Source organism: Kitasatospora sp. NPDC127121 (assembly GCF_042677305.1).
Taxonomy (GTDB): Bacteria; Actinomycetota; Actinomycetes; order Streptomycetales; family Streptomycetaceae; genus Kitasatospora.
Genome location: NZ_JBHXTQ010000025.1, coordinates 53,484 through 75,679, shown reverse-complemented (window position 1 = coordinate 75,679; position 22,196 = coordinate 53,484). Strand labels below are relative to the sequence as shown.

Sequence of the window (22,196 nt, the reverse complement as noted above, 5' to 3'; positions counted from 1 at the left end):
TGTCGGCGTGTGTGTTCTTGTTTCTGTGCTTGTTGTGGGTTTGTGTCGGTGGGGGTGCCTGTGCCTGTGCCTGTGCGCCTGTGGGTCGATGCCTGCGCTTGCGGGTCGATGCCTGTGTGTTTGTGCTTGTGCCTGTTGTGTGTCTGTGTGTCTGGTGTTTTCTGTTTGTGCGCCCGCGGCCCGTGGTCTGTGTCGGTGTTTGTGCGCTCGTGGCCTGTGGTCTGTGTCGGTGTTTGCGGGTCTGTGGTCTGTGGTCTGTGTTTTTTGTTTGCTGGTTTGTTTTATTGCTGTGTCTGTGTTTGTTTCTGTATGTCTGCTGTGTGTGTTTGTTGTGTGTGTGTGTTTGTGTGTTGTTAGGGGAAGATGTTTTGGCCGGGGGTGAGGGTGTGGGTGGGGTCGTATTTGTGTTTGGTGTTGGTGAGGTTGGTCCATTGGGGGCCGTAGTGGTTTTTCCAGTCGGTGGGGGTCATGTGGGGGATGGCGCCGACGAGGTAGCGTTTGGCGCCGAGGGTGGTGGCGTGGTCGTAGAGGGTGCGGTTGTGGGTGAGTTGGGTGGTGGGGTTGGTGCCTGGGTGGGGGAAGGTGAGGAGGTCGAAGAGGTAGGTGGTGGGTTCGTTTGGGGTGATGGCGTAGGGGTGGGTGAGTTTGTTGGTGGGGAAGGGGTAGAAGAGGAGGAGGCCTTGGCCGAGGGTTTGGGGGGTGATGAGGGGGGTGGCGTAGGTGATGAAGTTGGCGGCTTGGGTGGCGGGGATGAAGAGGCTGAGCCAGGGTTTGGGTTGGTTCCAGTAGCCGAGGTTTTTGAGGTTTTGGGTCCAGGTGTCGGCGCGGTAGGTGTATTCGCGGTAGGTCTGGTCGGTGGTGGTGGTTTGGTTGGGGAGGTTGGGGTTGAGTCCGGTGAGGAGGGGTGTGGGGTTGGGGGGTGTGGTGCCGTTGTAGTAGGTGGCGGTTTCGATTTTGTAGAGGGGGGTGGTGTTTTGTTGGGGGATGATTTCGCCGATTTGGGTGTGGAAGCGGCCGTCGTTGAGGATGGTTTGTTGGTCGGTGAGGTAGGTGGTGAGGTTGTTGTAGTAGAGGTTGAAGACGAGGGCGCGTTGGGGGGCGGGGATGAGTTTGATGGTGGCGCGGATGATGATGCCGAATTGTCCGGCGCCGGCGAGGGCGGCGTGGAAGAGGTCGGGGTTTTTGGTGGGGGTGGCGGTGAGGAGGTGGCCGGTGCCGGTGATGATGTCGATGGATTCGACGGTGTCGGCTTGGAGGCCGTGTTTTTGGACGGTGTTGCCGATGCCGCCGATGCTGATGGTGCCGCCGATGGAGAGGTGGAGGTAGTCGGTGAGGCAGGGTGGGGTGAGGCCTTGGTTGAGGGTGGCGTCGGTGAGTTGGGCCCAGGTGACGCCGGCGTCGACGGTGGCGTTGGTGGGGGTGATGGTGTGGATGCGGTTGAGGGTGCGGGCGTCGATGCTGATGCCGCCGTCGGGGGAGGCTTGGCCGTAGTTGGAGTGTGATTCGAGGTCGTTGTCGGTGCCGCTTTGGCCGTTCATGGCGACTTTGAGGCCGTTGTGGCGGGCGTAGTTGATGATTTTGATGATGTCTTGGTCGGAGCCGGGTTTGAGGACGGCGTGGGGGGTGTTGGTGGTGAGGCGGCCGAAGTCGTGGCTGAATTCGGTGAGGGTGGTGGTGTCGGTGGTGAGGGTGCCGTCGAGGGTGGGGACGGGGCAGTGGTTGTGGGTGGTGGGGGTGTTGGTGGTGGCCCAGGTGCGGGTGGTGGTGTTGAAGGCGGTGATGAGGGCGGTGGTGGCGGTGGTGGTGAGGATGGTGCGTCGGGTGAGGGGTTTGGTCATGGGGTTTCCTGTTCTGGGGTAGTGGGTGTGTTCGGGTGGCGTGTGGGTGTTCGTGGGTGGGGTGCTTGATGGTGTGACGGTTGCGGGTTGGCGGCCGGGTGGTGGTTAGTGTGTGAGGGCGGGTGGGTGGGTCCTGCAGGGTGGGCGGTCTGCTGGGCCCGTGCAGGTGTTCGGTTGTTGGTTGTGTGTCCGGTTCGGTTTCCGGTGGGGTGTTCTGGGGTGTGGGCCGGCCGGGCGGCGGGGTCCGTGGGTGGGCGGGTGCCGCCCGGCCGTGTTGGGTGTGCCTGTGTGGTTGTGTGCGTGTGCCCGAGGGTGTGCCCCCGCGTGTGCCCGTGTGTGTGTCCGGGTGTGTGCGTGTGGGGGGTTAGGGGGTGGTGTGGGTGACGGTGGCGCGTTGGTAGTTGAGGAGGTCGAAGCGGCGGGTCTGGCGGCGGAAGCGGTAGGTGTAGGTGGGCCAGATGGAGGGGTTGTTGCCGTGGTGGTCGGTGTACCAGCTCTGGCAGCCGCCGGCGTTCCAGACGGTGTTCTTCAGGCGGTCGGTGAGGGTCTGGTTGTAGGCGTTCTGGGCTTCGGGGCGGATCTCGACGGAGGTGATGCCGAGTTTGTCGATGGTTTTGAGGGCGTCGACGATGTAGGCGATCTGGGCTTCGATCATGACGGTCTGGGAGGAGTGGCCCAGGGTGGTGTTGGGGCCCAGGAGCATGAAGAGGTTGGGGAAGCCGTGGATGGTGGTGCCGCGGTGGGCTTTCATGCCGTGGGTGTGCCAGGTGTCGCGCAGGGTGGTTCCGTCGCGGCCGTGGATGCGGCGGGCGACGGGGCGGTCGGTGGCGGTGAAGCCGGTGGCCAGGATGATGGTGTCGACGGTGCGGGTGGTGCCGTCGGCGGTGGTGATGTGGGTGGGGCCGATGTCGGTGATGGTGTCGGAGACGATGTCGACGTTGGGCTGCTGGATGGCGGGGTACCAGGTGTTGGAGAACAGGAGGCGTTTGCAGCCGACGGTGTAGTCGGGGGTCAGGCGCTTGCGCAGGCCGGGGTCGGGGACGGATTTCTTGAGGTGGCCGGCGGCCATGTTCTTCATGCCGGTGGTGCGGGTGGGGCGGGACATGAAGAACGCGACGATCTCGCGGCCGTTCTTGTTGAAGGCGCGGCGGAAGCGCTGGTAGCCGGGCAGGTGGCGCAGCATCCAGGTGTGGCGGGGGGTGTTGGGCTTGTCGGGTTTGTGGGCGACCCAGGGGGGTGTTCGCTGGTAGAGGTCGAGGCGGGCGACCTGGTTCTGGATGGCGGGGACGAACTGGATGGCGGAGGCGCCGGTGCCGATGACGGCGACGTTGCGGCCGGTGAGGTCGTGGTCGTGGCGCCAGCGCGCGGAGTGGAAGAGGGTGCCGGTGAAGGTGTCCAGGCCGGGCAGGTCGGGGACGGCGGGCTCGGAGAGGTAGCCGGTGCCGGTGACGAGGATCTGCGCGGTGTAGCGGCCGTGGGTGGTGTGGATGCGCCAGTGGCGGTGGTCGGCGTCCCAGTGGGCGTCGAGGAGTTCGTGGCCGTAGCGCAGGTGGGGTTCGACGCCGAAGCGCTGCGCGGTGTCCTTGAGGTAGGCGTGGACTTCGGCCTGGGTGGCGAAGGTGGACTTCCACCGCGGGTTGCGGGCGAAGGAGAAGGAGTAGAGGTGGGCCTGGACGTCGCAGGCGCAGCCGGGGTAGGTGTTGTCGCGCCAGGTGCCGCCGAGGTCGGTGGCGCGTTCGAAGACGAGGAAGTCGTCGGTGCCGCTCTGCAGGAGGCGGATCGCGGTGCCCAGGCCGGAGATGCCGGCGCCGATGATGGCGACTTTGAGGTGGCGGACGGCGGTGGTGCCGGGGTGGGTGGTGGCGCCGGCGGGTTCGGGCTGGTCGGCGCCGGAGGGGGCGGGGTGTTCGGCGGTGGTGGTCATGGCCGGGGTGTCCCCTTTCAGGCGCGGCGGGTGAGGGTGACGCGGAAGTTGTTGAAGATGTGGTCTTCGAGGGTGTAGGCGAAGATGTCGAGGTAGCGCTCGAAGCGCTGGACGGTGGTCTCGTCGGCCATGGCGACGGCTTCGTCGCGGCGGGCGGCCAGGAGCTGGAGCCAGGCGCGGCAGGCGCGGGCGAAGGACTCGGGTTCGTTGCGGATCTCGGTGACCTCGAAGAGGCCGTCGAGGCCGGCGGCGAGTTCGGGCAGGCGCGGGATGTGGCAGCCCTCGAACTCCTCGCGCTGGAGGAACTTGAGGTCGTCCAGGAGCTGGCGGCGCAGCGGGGGGTTCTCGACGGTCATGGTGTGCAGGACGAAGCGGGCGCCGGGCTTGAGCAGGGAGTGGACCTGCTTGAAGAAGACGCGGTAGCGCTGGGTGCGCTCCTTGGGGGTGAGGGAGGAGAGCACGAAGTGTTCGAGGGCGTTGATGCAGAACGCGGCGTCGTAGGGCTCGCCGTCGGCCTTGTGGTCCTCCCAGCTCTCCACGCGGGCGTGGATGGCGGGGTTGTCGAGGGCGGCGACGAAGTCGGCCTGGGTGCGGGAGAGGGTGACGCCGACGGCCTGCTGGACGCCGTGGACGGTGGTGAGGCGGTTGAGCATGGTGCCCCAGCCGCAGCCGATGTCCAGGACCTTGGCCTTGCCGGCGGCCTGGGCGAGGTCGGTGAAGACGTCGAGCTTGCGTTCCTGGGCCTCGTCGAGGGTGGCGACGAGGTCCTCGCCGTCCTCCCAGTAGCCGCCGGAGTACATCATGGTGGGGCCCAGGATGAGGCGGTAGAGGTCGTTGCCGACCTCGTAGTGGTGGCGGATCGCGTCGACGTCGGGGTTGATGGAGCGGGTCTCGGCGGTGGTCATGCGGGTGTGCCCCTGTTCTGGTGGCGGATCGGATGGACCGGATTGGGCCGGGCTCGGCCGGGCCGGACTGGACTGGACTGGGCCGGGTGGTGCGGGTGTCCGGTGGTGCGGGTGTCCGTGGTGCGCGGCGCCGGGTGGTGCCTTTCCCCGCGTGGACGGCCGTTGCGGTGGCGGTGGCCGCTCTCGTCGTCTGCGGACGGGAGCGCCGGTGAGGGCGGCCGGGTCCGTGCGGTGTGAACGGCCGTGCGGGTCGGGGTGGTCGGGGTGTGTCCGTGCTTGCCTACGGTCGCCCTCCCGCCCCGGCGGGTGCGGCCTGCGGCGCGGTGCGGTGCGGTGGCCTCGGTGCGGTGGCCTCGGTGCGGCGCTGTGCGGGTGCGGTGCGGTGCGGTGCGGGTGCGGTGTCCGCGTCGCGGTGCGGTGCGGTGCGGGGTGGTGGGTGTCGTGCGTGTGGGTGCGGTGTCTCGGGTCAGGTAAGCGCGTGTCTCGCAAGCGGTGCGCAAGCGTGGGCGCAGGGCCGGGGTTGCGGGGCGTTTGCGTGGGGGTGGGTTTCATGCGGTTTCGACAAGACACGCGGCCCCCACGGCCTTCCCGGGTTTTTCCCCGGGGGGTTTTCGGGTTCCGTCGCGGTGCGTTCCGTGGCCTGTGGGCGGCGGGGGGCGCGGTGGCGGTGTCCGTGATCCTCCCGGGGTGTCCGGGTCTGTTCTGCCTCATCACGTGTTGGCGCCCGTTCCGGGGCGTCCAGGAAGGAACGATCACTCATGTCCGACATCCCCACCATCGAGGACCTGGCCGCGCAGTTGCAGGCGGTGTCCGGGGCGCAGGAGATCGACGCGGACGCGGCGCTGCAGCACATCGCGGACGTGGACTCGCTGGATCTGATGGAGTGGCTGTACGGGTTCCAGAACCAGTACCCGCACATTCCGGCGGACGAGTCGCTGTTCGCGGACATCGACGACACGACGACGCTGCGGGTGGTGCACGAGCGGATCCTGGCGCTCGTGGGCCAGGCCGGCGTCTGAGCGCGGGGCACTGCTCGATGAGCGGCTTCGACATCACCGGGTGGGGGATCTCCGTCCCCGAGCGCGTGGTGACCAGCGTGGAGCTGGCGGAGCGTTTCGGTGTGGACGAGCACTGGATCGTCTCCAGGTGCGGGATCCGGGAGCGGCGGGCGGTCGGGGCGGGGCAGAGCACCGCGTCGATGGCGGTGGAAGCCGGGCGCCGGGCGCTGGAGCGGGCGGGGCTGTCGGGTGCGGACATCGCGCACCTGATCGTGGCGACGGCGACGCCGGAGCAGCCCTCGCCGGCGACGTCGGCGTTCGTCCACGACGCGCTGAAGATCGCGGGCAGCGCGCACGACGTGAACTCCGAGTGCGCGGGGTTCGTGTACGCGCTGGTGACGGCGGTGGGTCTGCTGCACATGGACCCGCGCCCGATCCTGGTGATCGGTTCGGACACCCACACGCTGACCGCGAACCCGGCGGACCGGGACCTGTCGATCCTGGTGGGTGACGGGGCCGGTGCGGTGGTCCTGCAGCCCGGCCCGGTGGAGCGGGTCCTGGCGTGGAACCTGGGCGCGGACGGCTCGTGCAAGGACAGCCTGAAGGTCCTGGCGGGGGGCTCGCGGATGCCCACCACCGAGGAGACGGTGCGCCAGGGCTTGCACTACGCGCAGATCAACGGCAACGAGATCTACCTGAACGCGGTGCGCTACACGGTGCGCACGATCCGCGAGACGCTGGAGCAGGCGAAGCTGACGCCGGCGGACGTGGACCACGTGGTGCCGCACCAGGCGAACATCCGGATCATCAACTCGGTGCTCGCCCACACCGGGATTCCCGCGGACCGTCTGGTGGCGAATCTCGACCGGTACGGCAACACCGCTTCGGCATCGATCCCCATCGCGCTGGCGGAGGCGCTGGACGCCGGGCGCATCCAGGACGGCGACACGGTGCTGCTGGCCGGGTTCGGTGCCGGGATGACGTGGGGTTCGGTCCTGCTGACGTGGGGAGGGGCGCGGTGAGCGGCAAGGGCGCCTTCGGGCAGCGGCCCGACTCCCCGGTGGCGCTGGTCACCGGCGCCTCGGGGGGTCTGGGCCGGGAGCTGGCGCTGGCGCTGGACGCGGCCGGGTGCCGGGTCGCGGTGCACTACAACAGCGCCCGCCAGGCCGCCGAGGAGGTGGCGGGCAAGCTGGCCGGCGACCACGTCCTGGTCACCGGCGACGTCGCGGACTACGCGCAGGTCACCGCGATGTACGAGCGGATCACCGAGGCGCTGGGCCCGGTGGACGTGCTCGTCAACAACGGGGCGGTGCGCAAGGACGCGCTGATGGCCATGCAGAACCCGGTCGAGTGGCGGCAGGTGATCGACACGAACCTGGTCGGTTCCTTCCACACCGCGCGGGTGTGCGTGCCGGCGATGCTGCGGGCCCGCTGGGGCAGGGTGGTCAACATCGTCTCCCCGTCCGCGCTGATCGCCACCGCCGGGCAGACCGCCTACGCGGCGTCCAAGGCGGGGCTGATCGGGCTGACCCGCACGCTGGCGGCGGAGTGCGGGCGCCGGGGGGTGACGGTGAACGCGCTGTCGCCCGGGTTCATGATCACGGGGATGACGGACACCCTGCCCGAGCACGTGATCGCCGGGATGCGGGAGAAGGTGCCGGTGCCGCGGTTCGTCACCCCGCAGGAGGTCGCCCGTTCCATCGGGCTCTTCCTCGACCAGGACTGCATGACCGGACAGGTCATCAGCATCGACTCGGGAGCCTCCATCACCTGACCCGCCCCCGGCCCCGCCCGCTCCCCTTCCCGGCCCGCCCCCCAGGTGAAGACCTCAGGGGCGGGCCGGGCCGCGTGCGCAGGCAGCCCGGCCGGGGCCGGCGGGGCCGACCGGGGCCGGCGTCCCGTGGCGGGGCCTGGGCGAGGACGGCTAGGCGAGGACGGCGAGCGCGGCCTCGTAGTTCGGCTCGTCGGCGATCTCCGCGACCAGCTCGGTGTGCAGGACGGTGTCGTTCTCGTCCAGGACGACGACGGCGCGGGCGGTCAGCCCCGCCAGCGGGCCGTCGGCCAGGGCCACGCCGTAGTTCTCGTGGAAGTCGCGTCCGCGCAGGGTGGACAGGGTCCGGACGCTGTCCAGGCCCTCGGCGCCGCAGAAACGGGCCTGCGCGAACGGCAGGTCGGCGGAGATGCACAGCACCACGGTGTTGGCCAGCGAGCCGGCCTTGGCGTTGAAGGTGCGCACCGAGGTGGCGCAGGTGGGGGTGTCGATGCTGGGGAAGATGTTAAGGACCTTGCGCTTGCCGGCGAAGTCCTGCAGCGAGGTGTCGGCGAGTCCCTCGCCGACCAGCGTGAACGCCGGGGCCTGGCTGCCGGCCTGGGGCAGCGCGCCGCCGACCTGGACCGGGTTCCCCTTCAGCGTGACCTGAGCCATGAAAAGCCTCCTACCAGCGGTGGAATGTGGTGACAACGCCGCCGATCCTACTGCGCGCCCCCGGCCCCGGACGCCGGGCGGCCACCTCTCGGACACGGGAGGGCCCCCGGGTGCCCGCGCCGCTGTGCCCGCCGGTGCGCTCGCCGGCGGGTCTGCCGGTGCGTCTGCCTGCGGGTCTACCAGTGTGCCTGCCGGCGGGTCTGGCGGTGCGTCTGGCGGTCAGGCGGACCAGAACGGGTCGTCGTGGCGGGGCAGGACGTCCAGGTTGCCGTTGGGCAGGGTCGGTTCGGGCACGTAGGTGCCGAAGGGGTCGCGGTCGCGGATGACGGGGATGGGGCCGACGGTGGCCTGGAAGGCGATGTTCCCGGCGGCGCCGAACAGCACGGCGACGCCGTATCCGGCGGGCGTGGTGGCGAACATGGCGGGCTGGCGGGGGTTGACGGCGGTGATCCGGTAGCCGCGGGCCTGCCAGCCGCGTTCGGTGACGCCCAGCAGCGCCCCGTACCTGGCGGGGGCGACCCTGGTGGTGACGTGCCGCTCGCGGGTGGCGGTGGCGTAGCCCAGGGAGCGGTCCTCAAGGCCGCCGGTGGTCTGCTCGGTGGAGCGCGGCCAGCCGTCCCAGTGGCGCAGCGGGGGGCGGATGGCGGACATCGCCTCGTCGAGGAGCGCGTCGAGGGCGTGGACGGCCTGTTCGGGGGTCATGGGGGCGGCTTTCAGTGTGACCAGAACGGGTCGTCGTCCGTGGGGATGACGTCGAGGTTGCCGTTGGCCGTCACGGGGTCGGGGGTGGGGGTGCCGAACGGGTCGCGGTCGCGGATGACGGGGATGTGGCCGCCGCCGGAGGCCTGGAGGGTGATGTTGCCGGCGGCGCCGAACAGCATCGCGACGGAGGATCCGTCCGGGGCGGCGGCGAACAGGGCCGGCTGGTTGGGGTTGACCGAGGTGATCTTGTATCCCTTGGCTTTCCAGTCGCGTTCGGCCATGTCCATCAGGGCGGTGTACTTGGCCTTGGAGACCTTGGTCATGATGTGGCGGTCGCGGGTGGCGATGGCATAGCCCTTGGAGTGGTCGTCGATGCCCCCGCTCTGTTCGGTGGAGCGCGGCCAGCCGTCCCAGTGGCGCAGCGGCGGCTGGATGCCGGAGAGCGCCTCGTCCAGGAGCGCGTCGAGTTTCTGGACGGCCTGTTCGGGTGTGGTGAGGGACTGGGGTGCCGGGTGCTCGTCGCCCACGCCCACGCCCACGCCCGCGCCCGTGTGCCCGCAGGCCGTCAGGGCGAGTGCCAGCGTGGCGGCCGTGAGGCCGAGCCGTCGTGCGGTCGGGGTTGCCATGTTCATCGGCCTTCCTGCCGTGTCACGGCGTCGTACCTGCCGGCCACGATCTGGCCGATGTTGTTGATCGACTCCGCGGTCGCGGTGTCGGAGGAGCTGTTCATGTAGTTGGAGTGGGAGTCCAGGGACAGGGACTTGCCGTCGGGGACCGCGAACCGGTTGGCGCCGAAGTCCTTGCTGGCGGGGTCCTGGCCGAACCAGAGCTGGTTGTCGGGGGCGAACGTCTGGTAGAGGTCGTCGGCGACGGGGCCCAGGACGGGGCCCAGGACCACGTCGGTGGCGACCCGGCCCTTGGCCGGCAGGTGGCTGACCGGGTCGTTCTCGGCGTCGCCGACCCACACGTGGTGGGGGTCGATGTGCAGTTGGGAGGCCTTGTCGGCGCCGGTGCCGGGGGAGCCGACCAGGATGATGTCGTCGGCGCCGGTGCCGCCGGGCAGCTGCGCGCCCAGGCCCACCGTGGTGGAGCCGTAGCTGTGGGCGAGGGCGACCAGGTGCGCGGGCGCTCCCTCGTGGGTGGCGCGCAGTCCGGCCATGAACGTGTCGTAGGCGGCGCCGCCCTTGGCGGCGCGGTCGGTGCCCATCACCTCCAGGGGCCGGGGGTCCCCGTCGAGGACCTTCTCCAGTCCGGGCGGCGGGTCGTAGCCGAGCCAGATCATGGAGGCGACCTCGGCACCGGAGTCGGCGATGTGGGCGGCGTTCCACACGTTCAGGGCCCGGTCGGCGTCCTTGCCGCCGACGGAGGACAGCTTGGTGCCCAGCCCCGGCACGTAGGCGCTGACGTTCTTCGCGGTGTCGGGGTTGCCGAAGGACAGGATGCCGCGGCCCTGGCCCTGTTCGCCGACGCCCAGCAGGAACGCGGGCGGCTGCCGGCCGTTCTGCACGTTCAGCTTGTCCCGGATCGCTCGGAAGCCCTCCAGTTTCTGCTTCTCGTCGTCCGACGGGTTCGGCTTGTGCTCGTAGGTGTCGATCAGGTGCGCCAGGTTGAGGCGGTTGGCCTGGTCGCGGGCGGTGGCGGGGATGCCGTCGCGCATGCCCAGCAGGTCGGGGTGGGCCTGGACCAGGCGCTGCTGCTCGTCCGGGGTCAGGCCCTTCCACCAGGAGTTGACCTCGGTGGGGGCGGCGCCGGCGGGCGGCCAGCCGGCCGCCATCAGGCCGGTGCCGAGCTCGTCGACGGCCTTGCGGTCGGCGCCGGCCTGCGCCAGGTCCAGTCCGGTGCCGGTGCGGGCCCGCACCGTCAGGTCGTCCAGCAGCTTGGCGATCTTCTGGTCGGCGCCGTCGGCCTCGGTGACGGCGTGGGAGATGCGATCCGCCAGCGCCCTGGCCCGCTGCGGCGTGTCGTAGCCGGGGTCGTGGCGCTCCGCCTGCGAGGGCGCCGGCCAGCTGACCGTGCCGTCCTCGGCGACCGTCAGCCCCGCGCCCTGCGCCTCCTGGAGGGCCTCCTTCAGCTTCGACTGCGCCAGCTGGAAGCTCTCCGAGGCCTCGCGCAGCAGCCCCGACACCGCCGACATCTCGGTGTGCGCGGCGTCCAGGCGCCCGCTGGTGCGCTGCAGCGAGGCGTTGGCGGCGCCGGCCGCGGTGCCGACCCACTGGCTGTTGAAGACGTGCTTGGTGACCTCGGTGTTCATCGCCTGGACGTGCTTGCCGAACGCGCCGGCCAGGGTGTCGTAGGCGCCGGCGGCGCCGGCCAGGCCGGACAGGTCCGCGTCGCGCAGCTGGGCGAGGGTGACCATCAGTTCACCGCCGGCGCGTAGGGCCCGGCGCCGGGCGCCTTGAGGGCGCCGGCGTTGCCCGAGTCGGTGCCGCGGTAGTTGCCCGCGGTCTGGCCCAGCTTCAGGCTCACCCCGTCCACCTCCGAGGCCAGCTTGTTCAGGCACTCCTCCCACGCCGCCGTGCAGGCGTGCAGCGACGCCCCGGTGCGCCAGCCCGACAGCGCCGCGACCGCCGTGTCGGAGGGCTCGTGGATGTGCTTGAGCTCGCCCGGCATCGCCTCACCGGTGTCCTTGGCGACCTTCGCCGCCGCGTCCAGGTCCGCCGGGTTCACCCCGAACAGCGGCCCGCCCGCCGGCGGACCGTAGGGCCCGTACAGGCCCGGCCCGTCGGAGCCCGCGTACGCGTTCATGGATCCCGTCCCCCCGCTGGTCGACCGACTGCTGTGCCCGCTTGGGGCCGCCCCGGGGCCCGCACCCGGGGCCGCGGCCGGGCTCGCGGCCGGGGTCCCGTGCGGGCATGCGAAACCGCACGCTTGTACGGTTCGCGTCGAAGCATGGCGAAAATAGCAGATCAGCCCACCGGCGCAGGCCCGGTGACGGCCTGGCGGCGGGCTTTCGGTGCCCGCGTCCCGGCGGTGGCGCCCCGTCACCCGGGCCCGGGTCGGGGCGGTCGGGCGGTGGCGCGGGTCTACGGCTGCGGTGGTCGGGCGGCGATGAAGACGAGTTCGCGGCCCGGCCGGTCGGGGGCGTCGCGGACCTCGCGCAGGATGAAGCCGTGTGCGGCCAAGTCCGCCTCCACCTCGCCGCGTTGGCGAAAGCGCAGGGTGGAGGTGGAGGTGGGCTGCTGCCCGTCGGCGGCGAACACGCAGGTCCGCCGGAAGGTCACCGGGGCCGGCCCGGCCGGGCGGTTCAGGGGGTGGGGTCCGCCGGCCCGGCGGGGGAGGGCCAGGGGTGGGTGGGGTCCTCGGTGATCCGTACCTGCTGCGGGGCGTTGCGGGGGAAGGTCCAGATCCGTCCCAGGGTGCTGGTGGCGGTCACCGTGGTGTCGTCGAGGGTGACGTCGGCGAACGGGTTGGAGGAGCAGGAGATCGCGAGCCACTCCAGGGTGTTCTCGTCGTCGTCGCGGGTCAGCGCGACCCAGCCGATGCTGCCGTGCTCGGACGCCTCGCCGGCGAGGGCGCGGCTGCCGGCGTGGGTGCTGGTGGCGAACGTCGTGTCGACGTCCGTCCAGTCGGTGGGGGTCCACGCGGTGGCCCGCAGCAGTTCCCCCCAACTCCACTGCTGGGCCCGCGGGTCGTGGGGCCGGCCGGCGGGGGAGAACCGCATGAGCTGCATCACCGACAGTGACCCGTCGCCGAACATGATGAAGTCCCCGTGGGGCGCCTCGCGGGCGCGCCAGCGCTCATAGGCCAGGCCGGACCGGGGTCGCGCGTCGTCAAAAGCCACGCCCGCCATGATCGCACCCGGCAGCGCCCCGGCAACGGCCGGGACCGAACTCCCCTGCACCGCAAGGCCGGTGCGGCGCCGCGCCGCGGCGGGCGACTCGGACCACCCCTTCCACATACTCGGATCCGAGTAGTACGATCCGAGTATCACCAGCCCCGGCCCCGACCCGGGCCCCCGCGTGCGACCACGGAGTGCCATGACCGCCAAACGACCCGCCAACCCCCTGGCCCTCGCCCTGCTCGGCCTGCTCCTCGAACAGCCCCTGCACCCCCACGCCATGGCCACCACCCTGCGCGAGCGCCACCTCGACCAGGCCTTCAAACTGACCACCGGTTCGCTCTACGACACGGTGCGCGCCCTGGCCCGCGACGGCTGGATCGAGGCCACCGACACCGAACAAGTCGGCGCGCGCCCCGCCCGCACCGTCTACCGCCACACCCCCCAGGGCCGCCAGTACTTCACCCAGTGGCTGGACGAACTCATCCGCGAACCCTCCCGCGAATACCCGAAATTCCTGTCCGCCGTCAGCTACCTCGGCGCCCTGGGACCGCACCGCGCCGCCCAGGCCCTGCGCGAACGGGCCGCCGCCCTGCAGACCCGCATCACCGAGAGCGAACAGGCCCACCACAGCGCCACCCGCGAACACCACGCCCCCCGACTGTTCGTCATCGAGGCCGAGTACGCCCACGCCATGCTGCACGCCGAACGCCAATGGGTGCTGCGCACCGCCGAGGAGATCGAACAGGGCACCCTGGCCTGGCCGGAGGCCGCCCCCGATGCCTGACACCCCCACACCCGCACCTGCACCCGCGCCGGCCCGTACCGGACAGCGCTTACCCGCCGCCGAGGCCGCCAGCGCCGCCGGCGACGCGGACGTCCTGGTCGTCGGCGCCGGCCCCGCCGGCCTGATGCTGGCCTGCGAACTGGCCCTGGCCCGCGTGCGCACCGTGCTCCTGGAACGCGACCCGTCCCCGCCCGGCTTCTGCCGCGGCTTCAATCTCAACGCCCGCAGCCTGGAACTGCTGGAACGCCGCGGCCTGGCCGAGCGCCTCCTCGCCGAAGGCCCCACCGTGGCGACCACCGCGTTCACCGCACAGGCCCGCCTCGACCTCGCCGCCATGCGCACCCGCCACCCCTACGTCCTGGGCATCGCCCAGACCAGGGTGGAGGAGATCCTCACCGAACACGCCCGCCACCTGGGCGTGCGCATCCTGCGTGGCCACCGCCTGAGCGCCCTCGACCTCGACGACGACGGCGTCCACGCCCACACCGACACCCCCGACGGCCCCGCGCTGCTGCGCGCCGGCTGGCTGGCCGGCTGCGACGGCGGCCGCAGCACCGTGCGCGGACTCGCCGCCATCGCCTTCCCCGGCACCCCCGCCCGCCGCTTCACCCTGCTCGCGGACGTGGTCCTGACCGACCCCCGGCAGATCCCCTTCGGCGTGAACACGGGCGAGAACGGCACCGTGTTCGCCATCCCCAGACCCGGCTACGTCCGCCTGCTCACCGCCGACCCCCACCCGCCCCGGGACCGGCACGAACCGCTCACCCTGCCCCGCTTCCAGCAGGCACTGGACCACGCCCTGGGACGCCGCGTCCCGATCGCCCGCGCCCACTGGCTGACCCGCTTCGGCGACGCCGCCCGCCTGGCCGAACGGCTGCGCCGGGGCCGGGTGCTGCTGGCCGGGGACGCCGCCCACATCCACCCGCCCGCCGGCGCCATCGGCGTCAACGCCGCCATCGACGACGCGATGAACCTCGGCTGGAAACTCGCCCTCGTCGCCCGCGGCCAAGCCCCCGAAACCCTCCTGGACACCTACCACAGCGAACGGCACGCGGCCGGCGCCAGGCTGCTGCGCAACACCCGCGCCCAGGCGCTGCTCGCCGGCGACGACGAGGAACTCGCGCCGGTGCGCGACCTGCTCGCCGAACTCGCGCAGGCCAAGGAGACGGCCGGCCCCCTGGCCGAGGAGATCACCGGCATCGCCACCCGCTACCCGGCCCCCCACGGCAGCGGCCACCCCTGGGAGGGCGCGATGGTCCCGGACATCCCCCTCCAACACGGCACCCTGCAACACGGCACTGTGCAGCACGGCACTGTGCAAGACGGCACCCTCCAACACGGCGCCCTGATACCGCTGCTGGCCCGCACCGGCGCCGGCGCCCTGCTCCTGGAGGACACCACCGCGGCCGAGGCGCTGCGCGCGGCGGCCGCCCCCTGGGCGGACCGGGTGAGCGCGGCGACGGTGCGGCCCGGCGCCCTGCCCGACACGCCCGCGGTGCTGGTGCGCCCGGACGGTCACGCCGCCTGGACCGCACCGCCCACCGCACCGCCCCGGGCCGCCGCCGAACAGCTGCGCGCGGCCCTGCACTTGTGGTTCGGGCCGGCGGCGGTGCCGGTGCCGGGGGCGACCGGCCTCCCGTAGTGCCGCGCGGGGTCCGGGCGCTCCGGCGCTCCGGCCGTGTGCCGCCGGTGCGCCGCTGGGCGAACCGGCGGTGGTGCGCGAGGCGTTGACGGCGTCCGCGGCACAGGTGTCCGCTGTGCCGAGAGGCCCGTCCCGCCCGCCCGCCGTCCCGCCCGCCGGGGCAGCCCCGCGGCTGCCCGGGGCGGCGGGTCGCCCGGGCCCGGGTACGGCCTGCGCGCGGTGCGGCCACCGGCTGGGGCCGCTACAGGTTGACGCCGCCGGTGACGTCGATCTTGGTGTCGGTGGTCCAGCGGGCGTCGTCGGAGGCGAGGAAGGCGACTGCGTCGGCGATGTCCGGTACCTGGCCGATCCGGCCGAGGGCGGTCAGGGCGGGGTTGCGTTCCAGGTTCGCCGGGTCGGCCAGCACGTCGGCGGTCATGTCGGTGCGGGTGAGTCCGGCGACGACGGAGTTGACGGTGATGTTGCGGGAGGAGATGTTGATGATCCGGCCGCTGTCGCGCAGCCGTGGCAGCACCCGCTGGGTGAGGAAGAGCGGCGCCTTGACGTTGACCGCGACCATCTCGTCGAACTCCTCGGGGGTGAGGACCTCGATCGGGCGCCCCATGAGGTTGAACCCGGCGTTGTGGACCAGGATGCCGATCGCCGCTTCCCCGTGCGCGCGCAGCCCGGCCGCCGGCCCGGCCATGAGGGTGTCCACGTCGCCGGGAACGCCCAGTTCGGCGTCCACGGTGAACGCCCGGCCGTCGGCCCCGGCGATGGCCGTGGCGCTCTCCTTCGCCGCCGCCTCGTTGCTGCCGTAGTGCACGGCGACCAGGGCGCCGTCCCGGGCCGGGCGTTCGGCGATGCCCCGCCCGATGCCCCGGCTGGCGCCGGTGACCAGCGCGACCTTCCCGCCGAGGTCTCGCATGTCCACCCCTTGATCATGTTCCGCCGAGACCCCACCGTCCGACCCGACAAGGTCGGACTCGCGCGAGTTTGACGTTCACTCAGGCCGCGCGGGGGTGCCGCCCTTTCCCGGACACGGACACGGACACGGACGTGGACGCGCACGCCTCGGCCCCAGGCCGGCGGGCCGTCGCCCGAGCCGGTCCCGCCACCGCCGGGCTCAGGCGGCCAGGCCGGGGAGGACCTCGGCGCCGGGCAGCCGGGCCGCCGCCCAGCCGGGGAGGATCAGCTTGCCCCGCCGCCGCCCGCTGCCGATGAGCACATGCGGGGCGGCGGCCACCGCCTCGTCGACCAGCAGCGGCCAGCCGCCCGGCAGGCCGACGGCGGTGATGCCGCCGTACTCCATGCCGGTGGCGGCGACGGCGACGTCCACCGGCGCGAAGGAGGCCTTGCGCGCGCCCAGGTGCCTGCGCACGGCGGTGTTGACGTCCAGGCGGGTGTCGGCGCGCACCAGGCAGGCGGCCAGGGTGACGTCGCCGCCGCGTTTGGCGGCGACCACCACGCAGTTCGCGGAGAGCTCCAGCGGCACGTCGTAGGCCTGGCAGAACACCGCGGTGTCCGCCTTGTCGGGGTCGGTGTCCACGTACAGCACGGATCCGGCCCACCCGTGCTCGTCCGCGTTCGTCAAGGCGTCGGTGACGGGGGCGGCGAGGTCGTCGCAGACCTCGATCGCCGCGCGGACGAGGGTGAAGTTCCCAAACGGGGCGCGCACGTTCTCGTTCATGAAACGGACTGTACCGCGCCCCCGGCAGGCCTGGCGCGGGCCCTGCCGCTGCCCCTGGGGCGGCGAAATCCGGTGCCGGCCGGAGTCGGTGGCGCCGGGCGCGGGGAAGGGGCCCGCCATGGAAGATCTTGCACAGAACATCGATGAGGCGGCCGCCGGACAGGACGGTCCGCCGCCGCACCTGCTCCCCGGCCCGCCGGCGCACGCGGTGCGCCTGGCCGGCGGCGCCGCGAACACCGTCTGGCTGGTCACCCTGGCCGACGGCGGGCGCGTGGTGGTGAAATCCACCCCGGGACTGCCCCCCGACGCGTACGCGAAGGAGGCCCGGGGCCTGCAAGCCCTGCGTACCCACGGCGCCCTGCCGACCCCGCGGGTGCCGGCCCTGCACCCGGACGGCCTGGTCCTGGAAGCCCTCGAACAGCCGCCCGCGCACGACACCGCCTTCTGGGAACGCGCCGCACACGCGCTGGCCGGCCTGCACACCACCACCGGACAGCGCTTCGGCTGGGCCGAGGACGGCTGGCTCGGCCGCCTGGCACAGCGCAACCCCTGGACCCAGGACGGACACGAGTTCTTCGCCCGCCACCGCCTGCTGCGCTACCTCGACGAACCCCTGGCACGCCAGGCACTCGGACCCCGGGGCCGCGCCGACCTGGAACGCATCTGCAACCGGCTGCCCCGACTCCTCCCCGCCGCACCGCCCGTCCTCACCCACGGCGACCTGTGGCACGCCAACATCCTCGCCCGCCCGCACGCGGCACCGGCGTTCATCGACCCGGCGGTGTGCTGGACATGGGCGGAGACGGACCTGAGCATGATGCTCTGCACCGGCGGCGTCCCCGCCCGCTTCTTCGACGCCTACCGCGAACACCACCCCCTCACCGACGGCTGGCAGCACCGCATGCGACTGCTCCACCTGCGCGAACAGCTCAGCTGCGCCGCCCACTTCGGCGCACGCGACGGCCACACCGGCGACCTCCTCGACGTGCTGCGCACCTACCGGTAGCGCGGCCGCCCGTCCGGCCCGGCGCCCGCTGCGCCGTCCTCAGCGGCCTTCTCGTCTGTGGTGGTCCTGCGGTGCGTCGGGGACCAGTTCCTGGTCGTAGCGGGCCAGGAGGGTCTGCATCGTCCGGCGGTCGGGGCGGCCGCCGGCGGCGAGGGCGGCGGCCTCGATGAAGAACTCCTCGAAGCCGGCCGGGGTCAGCGTCACCAGGATTGTGGCGGGGGTGTCGCCGATCGCGGTGAAGGAGTGCGGGTGGGTGCGCGGGACGTGCAGGAAGGCGCCGGGGCCCGCCTCGGTGGTGTGCTCGTCGCACCGCAGGCGGAACGCGCCGCTGACGACGTAGAACGTCTCGTCGTGGCCGCGGTGCAGGTGCAGCGGTGCGCCCTGGCCGGGTTCGAAGGTGGACTCCAGGACGGCGATCGATCCGCCGCTCTGGGCGCCCGCGAGTTTGACGACGTACGGGCTGCCCGGCACGTGGTGGCGCCCGCCGTGTCCGGGGGCCAGGGCGACGGGTTCGCGGTGGGGGTCAGCCACGGCCGGGCTCCCGGCCGGGCTGCCCGCCGGGTTCCGCGCCGGGTTCCCTGGTGAACTCCTTGCGGTGGCGTTCGGCCCAGGCCCGGAACGGTGTCGCCGCGCGGCCGGTGAGCTGCTGGACCGCCGGCGTGACGGTCGCGGCGAACGGTTCGAGCGAGGCGGCGCGCAGCGCCATGACCGCGTCGGCGGTCTCCGGGCGCAGGCCGTGGTCCAGGAGTGCCTGGCGGGCGGCGGGGGGTGGGATCTCGGTGAAGTCCAGTGGGGTGCCCAGGACTTCGGCGAGCGTCGTGGTCATCTCGCCGGGGGTGAGGGCCTGGGGGCCGGTCAGCAGGTGGGCCCGGCCGTCGTGTCCGGGCCGGGTCAGGGCGTGGGCGGCGGCCGCGGCGATGTCGGCGGGGTCGATGACGGACACCCGGCCGGCGGCGAACGGGGCCCGGACGGTGCGGGTCGCGCGGATCGCTCCGGCCCAGGCGAGGGTGTTGGACATGAAGCCCATCGGGCGCAGGAACGTCCATGCCAGGCCGCTGTCCTGGACGGCCTGTTCGCCCGCGCGGTGCCAGCGGGCGACGGGGTCGTCCGCGTCCGGGTCGGCGGCCCGGCCGGAGGACAGCTTGACGACGGCCTCGGCGCCGGCGCGGGCGGCCGCGGCGGCGAGGTTGGCGTCGTGGCGCGGGATGTCGGGGCCGTCGGAGAGCAGGAACACCTTGCGCACGCCCCGCAGGGCGGCGGCCAGGCTGTCCGGCTCGCCGAGGTCGGCGCCGACGACGTCCACGCCGCCTGGCAGGCGGGCCCGTTCGGGGCGGCGGGTGGCGGCGCGCACGGGGGCGCCGAGGGCGGCCAGGTGGCCGACGAGGGCGCGGCCGACGGTGCCGGTCGCGCCGGTCACGAGTATCACGGGGTCCTCCCGGTGTCCTTCGGCAGGCTGTCCTTCGGCAGGGTGTCCTTCGTCAGGGTGTCGAGCAGGTCGTCGTGCCAGGCCAGGTCGGCCTTCAGGCGGGCGAGGCAGTGCTCGAAGATCCACGGTTCCAGGCCGGTCAGGTCCGGCCGGGCGGCCTCGAACTGCTCCTCGAACAGGGCCACCTGGTCGGCCACGGCCCGCCGGCGCGCGGCGACGGCCCCGGCGAGGTCCTCGTCCGTGAGGTCCGCGGTGTACTGCAGGGCCAGGTCGACCGGGTCGGGCAGCAGGCGCACCTTGCGCAGGGCGGCGTCGCGCAGGGCGGCGAGCTCCCGGCGGCCCTGGCCGGTGATCGCGTAGACGGTCCGCTCGGGCGGGTTGCCGACCTTCTCGTTGCGCACCACCTCGACCAGGCCGTCGTCGGCCATCCGGTGCAGGACGCTGTAGAGCGATCCGGGCTTGACGTCGGTCCACAGCTCGGTGCGGTCGAGCTGGGCCGCCTGGCGGATCTGGTAGCCGTGCATCGGGCCGCCCCGGGCCAGCGCGCTGAGTGCGAAGAGTCGCGAAGTGCTCACAGTGTTAGTCGAACACGACTACAGGTCATAGTCAAACGCGATTATGGGTGCGGGTGCGGGTGCGGGTGCGGGTGCGGGTGCGGGTGCCGGTGCGGCGTGGGAAGTCGGCCGGTCCGACTTCCCGCGCTGTCGCGTCCGTTGCCGGGGGCGGGCGCGACTCGGGGCGAATCGTTCCTGCGGCCCCGTTGCTCCCCGCAAGGGGCCGCCGGTACAACAGAATTGGCCGTTCCGGCCGTCTCCAACGCCTGCGCAGGGAGGTCGTGGCCACCGTGGTGCGGGTCGGGCGGGCTGGTCGGGTCGGAGCTCGTGGGCTCGGTACACCGATGGGGCCGGCGGGGCGGGTCGTCGGGCCGGACGGCATCCCCGTGGTGCTGCGGCTGTACGGACCTGTCCACGGCCTTCCGCCGGACGGCGGCGCGGCCTATTCCGACGGCTTTCCGGTCTTCCTCGTGCTCGCCGTTCTGTTCGGTGTGGTGATCCTGCTGGTCGAGGCGGTGTGGTGGGTGCGCGGGACGCCTCGCTACCGGCTGAGCATCGAGGTCGGCGGGCCGCAGCCGCGCAGCCTCCTGCTCGGTTTCAAGTCCCGGGCGCAGGCGGAGGACTGTCGCCGGAGCCTGACCGCCGCCATCGGCGAGCACGGCGGGGAAGCGGTGCCCTGCACCCCGGAGGAGGCGGGAGGGCTGCCGGTTGCGGCCGGCCGTCGGCCCAGGGTCCCCAGGGTCCCCAAGGGCCGCAGGGCGGCGAAGGCGGACTGAAAGCGCGGGAAGTCGGCCGGTCCGACTTCCTGTGCGGAACAGCGGTTTGCTGCAGCCCGCCACTCTGCTGGGTTCGGCTCCCGCTCAGAGGCCTGGTGGATCCGCTGGGACGGGTCCTTGTCGCTCACGGTACGTAGACGCTGGGGGTCAGGCCGTGGGGAAGTCGCCGGCCTTGATTCCGGTGACGAAGGCGGACCAGGCGTCGGAGGAGAAAGCAAGCACGGGCCCGTCGGGGTTCTTGGAGTCGCGGACGCGGCCGGGGTTTGCGTCGTCGACCTCGATGCAGTTTCCCTGGTCGGCGCTGTAGCTGCTCTTGCGCCAGGAGGCGGGGTTCTGGGCGGTGTTGGTCACGGGCGATCCTCCGCAAGCTGGGTTGCGTTGCTGCCGGACGGGTCCTTCGCGCTCACGGTACGTCGCAGCCCCGGCCGTGCGGCCGGGGCTGCGACGGGGGTGGCTGGCGGGTCAGGCCGTGGGGAAGTCGCCGGCCTTGACCCCGGTGAGGAAAGCGGACCAGGCGTCGGCCGGGAAGACCAAGGCCGGGCCGCTGGGGTCCTTCGAGTCGCGGACGGCCATGCCGCCAGCGACGACGTTCCCCGCCTCGACGCACTCGTTCGCCTGTGCGCTGTAGCTGCTCTTGTACCAGCCCCGAGCGGAGATCTTCGGCTTGGTCATGCGCTCACCCTCTTGTCTGATCTCTTAACTCGCTGTCTCTGCCGCGATTGCGGTGATCATATCCAGCGACTGGGCGGGGTTCAGGGCTGACGATCGCAGGTCCTCGAAGACGAGCCCGTAGCCGTCGAGTTCTGCCTCTCGTTCCAGGTAATGGCTGCTCGTCAGATTCTCCAGAAACACTGCTCCCGAGGTAGGGGAGCCAGTGAATCCGTACATCACGAATGCCCCGCAGGCGCCAGCGGTCGGACCGATGTCGAGCGGAACCACTTGCAAGGTGACGTTGGGGAGTTGCGCCGCTTCGACGAGGTAGCCCAGTTGCGCGCGGTGTGCATCGGTGCCGCCCACCGGGCATCGGAGGGCCGGCTCCCAGATGATCGCGCAGAGTCGGGCCGGATCGGGCTTGGTCAGAACCTCCTTGCGTTCCATCCGGAGCCTGACCAACTGGTCGATGCGTTCCGGGCGGACAACAGCCGGGTTGGCCTGAAGCAGAGCGCGGGTGTAGTCCTCGGTCTGCAACAGGCCTGGCAGGACCAGTGGCTGCCAGTTCCGGATGTAGCGAGCGTCTGCTTCCAGATCGAGGAAGTCCACATAGGCGGGCGGGATCGTATCGCCGTGGTCGTGCCACCAGCCGCGCTTCTTGCTGTCGCGGGCCAGCGTCTCAAGGGAATCGCGGTCCCTCGGCTCCGTGACGCCGTACAGGTCCATCAGGACGCCGAGGTCCAGTCGGCGGATCCCGACCGCGCCGGTCTCTATCCGGCTGATCTTCGCGCGCGAGCATGCGAGCGCGGATGCGGCGTCCTCGGTGGTCCTGTTCGCTGATTCCCGGAGCCGACGGAGCTCCGACCCCAGGCGGCGGCCGCGGACGGTCGGCCTCGGTTCGTCGGTCATGCGCGATTCCTCCCTTGAACTGCCCAGTCTGCCCCGTGACGGACCGTCGGGGCCACGCGCCTCGCAAATCTGCACGGTTGCAGTCGTTCTTGTTGCAGACAGCATTGGCGCAGTGGCATGCTACAGGGAGTAGTCCATGAAAGACACAGCGTGATCTTGATGGATCGTCACCCGGGCATCCCCATGCCCGCCGACGGTCCTCGGGC

Annotated in this window: 24 protein-coding genes and 1 pseudogene; 7 read left to right on the top strand and 18 right to left on the bottom strand. The window is 71.9% G+C overall.

Features of this window, described 5'->3' with window-relative positions; translation table 11 throughout:
• Positions 1 to 353: 353 nt before the first annotated feature.
• The 3 genes from ACFVHI_RS15520 to ACFVHI_RS15510 all read right to left on the bottom strand — a co-directional run bounded on the left by ACFVHI_RS15520 (position 354) and on the right by ACFVHI_RS15510 (position 4,667).
• Positions 354 to 1,838 carry an FAD-binding protein gene (locus tag ACFVHI_RS15520; RefSeq protein WP_380339355.1) on the bottom strand — a complete coding sequence of 495 codons (1,485 nt, stop codon included), beginning with the start codon at positions 1,836 to 1,838 and terminating at the stop codon, positions 354 to 356.
• A 364-nt stretch (positions 1,839 to 2,202) separates the two neighbouring features.
• The gene (locus tag ACFVHI_RS15515) at positions 2,203 to 3,762 is read right to left on the bottom strand and encodes a flavin-containing monooxygenase (protein ID WP_380339352.1); all 1,560 of its coding nucleotides are present in this window, start codon (positions 3,760 to 3,762) and stop codon (positions 2,203 to 2,205) included.
• 17 nt (positions 3,763 to 3,779) lie between these two features.
• A complete protein-coding gene (locus ACFVHI_RS15510) occupies positions 3,780 to 4,667 on the bottom strand; it encodes a class I SAM-dependent methyltransferase (RefSeq protein ID WP_063350786.1) in 888 nt (295 codons plus the stop codon).
• 758 nt (positions 4,668 to 5,425) lie between these two features.
• Here ACFVHI_RS15510 and ACFVHI_RS15505 point away from each other — a divergent pair.
• Genes ACFVHI_RS15505 through ACFVHI_RS15495 form a run of 3 tightly spaced genes read left to right on the top strand, consistent with a single transcriptional unit; the run spans position 5,426 to position 7,439 of the window.
• Positions 5,426 to 5,686, top strand: coding sequence for a hypothetical protein (locus tag ACFVHI_RS15505; RefSeq protein ID WP_063350787.1), 261 nt, complete (start codon positions 5,426 to 5,428; stop codon positions 5,684 to 5,686).
• 17 nt (positions 5,687 to 5,703) lie between these two features.
• Positions 5,704 to 6,687: a 3-oxoacyl-ACP synthase III family protein gene (locus ACFVHI_RS15500; RefSeq protein ID WP_063350788.1), complete on the top strand. Its 984-nt coding sequence runs from the start codon at positions 5,704 to 5,706 to the stop codon at positions 6,685 to 6,687.
• Complete coding sequence (locus ACFVHI_RS15495) at positions 6,684 to 7,439, top strand: SDR family NAD(P)-dependent oxidoreductase (RefSeq protein WP_063350789.1); 756 nt, start codon at positions 6,684 to 6,686, stop codon at positions 7,437 to 7,439. The genes ACFVHI_RS15500 and ACFVHI_RS15495 overlap by 4 nt, the downstream gene beginning before the upstream one ends.
• Before the next feature lie 150 nt (positions 7,440 to 7,589).
• Here the strand turns inward: ACFVHI_RS15495 and tpx are convergent, their stop codons facing one another.
• The 7 genes and pseudogenes from tpx to ACFVHI_RS15460 all read right to left on the bottom strand — a co-directional run bounded on the left by tpx (position 7,590) and on the right by ACFVHI_RS15460 (position 12,573).
• Complete coding sequence (gene tpx / locus ACFVHI_RS15490; RefSeq protein WP_063350790.1) at positions 7,590 to 8,090, bottom strand: thiol peroxidase; 501 nt, start codon at positions 8,088 to 8,090, stop codon at positions 7,590 to 7,592.
• 219 nt (positions 8,091 to 8,309) lie between these two features.
• Complete coding sequence (locus ACFVHI_RS15485) at positions 8,310 to 8,792, bottom strand: hypothetical protein (protein WP_380339347.1); 483 nt, start codon at positions 8,790 to 8,792, stop codon at positions 8,310 to 8,312.
• Positions 8,793 to 8,803: 11 nt separating this feature from the next.
• Positions 8,804 to 9,424 carry a hypothetical protein gene (locus ACFVHI_RS15480; protein ID WP_380339344.1) on the bottom strand — a complete coding sequence of 207 codons (621 nt, stop codon included), beginning with the start codon at positions 9,422 to 9,424 and terminating at the stop codon, positions 8,804 to 8,806.
• Positions 9,421 to 11,148, bottom strand: coding sequence for an alpha/beta hydrolase (locus tag ACFVHI_RS15475; RefSeq protein ID WP_380339341.1), 1,728 nt, complete (start codon positions 11,146 to 11,148; stop codon positions 9,421 to 9,423). Before ACFVHI_RS15475 ends, ACFVHI_RS15480 begins: the two co-directional genes overlap by 4 nt.
• Complete coding sequence (locus ACFVHI_RS15470) at positions 11,148 to 11,537, bottom strand: WXG100 family type VII secretion target (RefSeq protein ID WP_063350794.1); 390 nt, start codon at positions 11,535 to 11,537, stop codon at positions 11,148 to 11,150. Before ACFVHI_RS15470 ends, ACFVHI_RS15475 begins: the two co-directional genes overlap by 1 nt.
• A 278-nt stretch (positions 11,538 to 11,815) precedes the next feature.
• Positions 11,816 to 12,022, bottom strand: a pseudogene (locus tag ACFVHI_RS15465) (SAM-dependent methyltransferase); the annotation flags it as partial.
• A 14-nt stretch (positions 12,023 to 12,036) separates the two neighbouring features.
• On the bottom strand, positions 12,037 to 12,573 hold the full coding sequence (locus tag ACFVHI_RS15460) for a hypothetical protein (RefSeq protein WP_380339338.1): 537 nt from the start codon (positions 12,571 to 12,573) through the stop codon (positions 12,037 to 12,039).
• 196 nt (positions 12,574 to 12,769) lie between these two features.
• Between ACFVHI_RS15460 and ACFVHI_RS15455 the strand changes: the two genes are divergently transcribed.
• On the top strand, positions 12,770 to 13,357 hold the full coding sequence (locus ACFVHI_RS15455) for a PadR family transcriptional regulator (protein ID WP_063350796.1): 588 nt from the start codon (positions 12,770 to 12,772) through the stop codon (positions 13,355 to 13,357).
• Complete coding sequence (locus tag ACFVHI_RS15450; RefSeq protein ID WP_380339335.1) at positions 13,350 to 14,999, top strand: FAD-dependent monooxygenase; 1,650 nt, start codon at positions 13,350 to 13,352, stop codon at positions 14,997 to 14,999. Before ACFVHI_RS15455 ends, ACFVHI_RS15450 begins: the two co-directional genes overlap by 8 nt.
• Positions 15,000 to 15,240: 241 nt before the next feature.
• Here ACFVHI_RS15450 and ACFVHI_RS15445 read toward each other — a convergent pair whose 3' ends face one another.
• Together ACFVHI_RS15445 and ACFVHI_RS15440 are read right to left on the bottom strand one after the other, a co-directional pair.
• Positions 15,241 to 15,906: an SDR family oxidoreductase gene (locus ACFVHI_RS15445; RefSeq protein ID WP_380339388.1), complete on the bottom strand. Its 666-nt coding sequence runs from the start codon at positions 15,904 to 15,906 to the stop codon at positions 15,241 to 15,243.
• 198 nt (positions 15,907 to 16,104) lie between these two features.
• Positions 16,105 to 16,668, bottom strand: a complete 564-nt coding sequence (locus tag ACFVHI_RS15440; RefSeq protein ID WP_380339332.1) for a YbaK/EbsC family protein — start codon at positions 16,666 to 16,668, stop codon at positions 16,105 to 16,107.
• Between the two features lie 118 nt (positions 16,669 to 16,786).
• On the opposite strand from ACFVHI_RS15440, the gene ACFVHI_RS15435 reads away from it, so the two are divergent.
• Positions 16,787 to 17,674, top strand: a complete 888-nt coding sequence (locus ACFVHI_RS15435; protein ID WP_380339329.1) for a fructosamine kinase family protein — start codon at positions 16,787 to 16,789, stop codon at positions 17,672 to 17,674.
• A gap of 39 nt (positions 17,675 to 17,713) precedes the next feature.
• Here the strand turns inward: ACFVHI_RS15435 and ACFVHI_RS15430 are convergent, their stop codons facing one another.
• Genes ACFVHI_RS15430 through ACFVHI_RS15420 form a run of 3 tightly spaced genes read right to left on the bottom strand, consistent with a single transcriptional unit; the run spans position 17,714 to position 19,675 of the window.
• The gene (locus ACFVHI_RS15430) at positions 17,714 to 18,205 is read right to left on the bottom strand and encodes a cupin domain-containing protein (protein WP_380339327.1); all 492 of its coding nucleotides are present in this window, start codon (positions 18,203 to 18,205) and stop codon (positions 17,714 to 17,716) included.
• Positions 18,198 to 19,100, bottom strand: coding sequence for an NAD(P)H-binding protein (locus ACFVHI_RS15425; RefSeq protein WP_380339324.1), 903 nt, complete (start codon positions 19,098 to 19,100; stop codon positions 18,198 to 18,200). The genes ACFVHI_RS15430 and ACFVHI_RS15425 overlap by 8 nt, the downstream gene beginning before the upstream one ends.
• The gene (locus tag ACFVHI_RS15420; protein WP_380339321.1) at positions 19,097 to 19,675 is read right to left on the bottom strand and encodes a PadR family transcriptional regulator; all 579 of its coding nucleotides are present in this window, start codon (positions 19,673 to 19,675) and stop codon (positions 19,097 to 19,099) included. Before ACFVHI_RS15420 ends, ACFVHI_RS15425 begins: the two co-directional genes overlap by 4 nt.
• A gap of 323 nt (positions 19,676 to 19,998) precedes the next feature.
• On the opposite strand from ACFVHI_RS15420, the gene ACFVHI_RS15415 reads away from it, so the two are divergent.
• Entirely contained in the window at positions 19,999 to 20,430 is a 432-nt protein-coding gene (locus tag ACFVHI_RS15415; protein WP_380339318.1) for a hypothetical protein, read from the top strand.
• A gap of 147 nt (positions 20,431 to 20,577) precedes the next feature.
• Here ACFVHI_RS15415 and ACFVHI_RS15410 read toward each other — a convergent pair whose 3' ends face one another.
• From ACFVHI_RS15410 to ACFVHI_RS15400, 3 genes are all read right to left on the bottom strand, one after another.
• Positions 20,578 to 20,781, bottom strand: coding sequence for a DUF397 domain-containing protein (locus ACFVHI_RS15410; protein ID WP_380339315.1), 204 nt, complete (start codon positions 20,779 to 20,781; stop codon positions 20,578 to 20,580).
• A gap of 111 nt (positions 20,782 to 20,892) precedes the next feature.
• A complete protein-coding gene (locus ACFVHI_RS15405) occupies positions 20,893 to 21,102 on the bottom strand; it encodes a DUF397 domain-containing protein (protein WP_063353001.1) in 210 nt (69 codons plus the stop codon).
• A gap of 24 nt (positions 21,103 to 21,126) precedes the next feature.
• Complete coding sequence (locus tag ACFVHI_RS15400) at positions 21,127 to 21,990, bottom strand: helix-turn-helix domain-containing protein (RefSeq protein WP_380339312.1); 864 nt, start codon at positions 21,988 to 21,990, stop codon at positions 21,127 to 21,129.
• Positions 21,991 to 22,196: the final 206 nt, after the last annotated feature.

What these genes read in the sequence shown, in the direction of transcription:
- ACFVHI_RS15470 (WP_063350794.1), bottom strand. Translation starts at nt 11,537, where the DNA reads ATGAACGCGTACGCGGGCTCCGACGGGCCGGGCCTGTACGGGCCCTAC.
- ACFVHI_RS15500 (WP_063350788.1), top strand. Translation starts at nt 5,704, where the DNA reads ATGAGCGGCTTCGACATCACCGGGTGGGGGATCTCCGTCCCCGAGCGC.
- ACFVHI_RS15510 (WP_063350786.1), bottom strand. Translation starts at nt 4,667, where the DNA reads ATGACCACCGCCGAGACCCGCTCCATCAACCCCGACGTCGACGCGATC.
- ACFVHI_RS15415 (WP_380339318.1), top strand. Translation starts at nt 19,999, where the DNA reads ATGGGGCCGGCGGGGCGGGTCGTCGGGCCGGACGGCATCCCCGTGGTG.
- ACFVHI_RS15440 (WP_380339332.1), bottom strand. Translation starts at nt 16,668, where the DNA reads ATGAACGAGAACGTGCGCGCCCCGTTTGGGAACTTCACCCTCGTCCGC.
- ACFVHI_RS15505 (WP_063350787.1), top strand. Translation starts at nt 5,426, where the DNA reads ATGTCCGACATCCCCACCATCGAGGACCTGGCCGCGCAGTTGCAGGCG.
- ACFVHI_RS15445 (WP_380339388.1), bottom strand. Translation starts at nt 15,906, where the DNA reads ATGCGAGACCTCGGCGGGAAGGTCGCGCTGGTCACCGGCGCCAGCCGG.
- ACFVHI_RS15480 (WP_380339344.1), bottom strand. Translation starts at nt 9,424, where the DNA reads ATGAACATGGCAACCCCGACCGCACGACGGCTCGGCCTCACGGCCGCC.
- ACFVHI_RS15455 (WP_063350796.1), top strand. Translation starts at nt 12,770, where the DNA reads ATGACCGCCAAACGACCCGCCAACCCCCTGGCCCTCGCCCTGCTCGGC.
- ACFVHI_RS15400 (WP_380339312.1), bottom strand. Translation starts at nt 21,990, where the DNA reads ATGACCGACGAACCGAGGCCGACCGTCCGCGGCCGCCGCCTGGGGTCG.
- tpx (WP_063350790.1), bottom strand. Translation starts at nt 8,090, where the DNA reads ATGGCTCAGGTCACGCTGAAGGGGAACCCGGTCCAGGTCGGCGGCGCG.
- ACFVHI_RS15515 (WP_380339352.1), bottom strand. Translation starts at nt 3,762, where the DNA reads ATGACCACCACCGCCGAACACCCCGCCCCCTCCGGCGCCGACCAGCCC.
- ACFVHI_RS15520 (WP_380339355.1), bottom strand. Translation starts at nt 1,838, where the DNA reads ATGACCAAACCCCTCACCCGACGCACCATCCTCACCACCACCGCCACC.
- ACFVHI_RS15450 (WP_380339335.1), top strand. Translation starts at nt 13,350, where the DNA reads ATGCCTGACACCCCCACACCCGCACCTGCACCCGCGCCGGCCCGTACC.
- ACFVHI_RS15435 (WP_380339329.1), top strand. Translation starts at nt 16,787, where the DNA reads ATGGAAGATCTTGCACAGAACATCGATGAGGCGGCCGCCGGACAGGAC.
- ACFVHI_RS15405 (WP_063353001.1), bottom strand. Translation starts at nt 21,102, where the DNA reads ATGACCAAGCCGAAGATCTCCGCTCGGGGCTGGTACAAGAGCAGCTAC.
- ACFVHI_RS15485 (WP_380339347.1), bottom strand. Translation starts at nt 8,792, where the DNA reads ATGACCCCCGAACAGGCCGTCCACGCCCTCGACGCGCTCCTCGACGAG.
- ACFVHI_RS15475 (WP_380339341.1), bottom strand. Translation starts at nt 11,148, where the DNA reads ATGGTCACCCTCGCCCAGCTGCGCGACGCGGACCTGTCCGGCCTGGCC.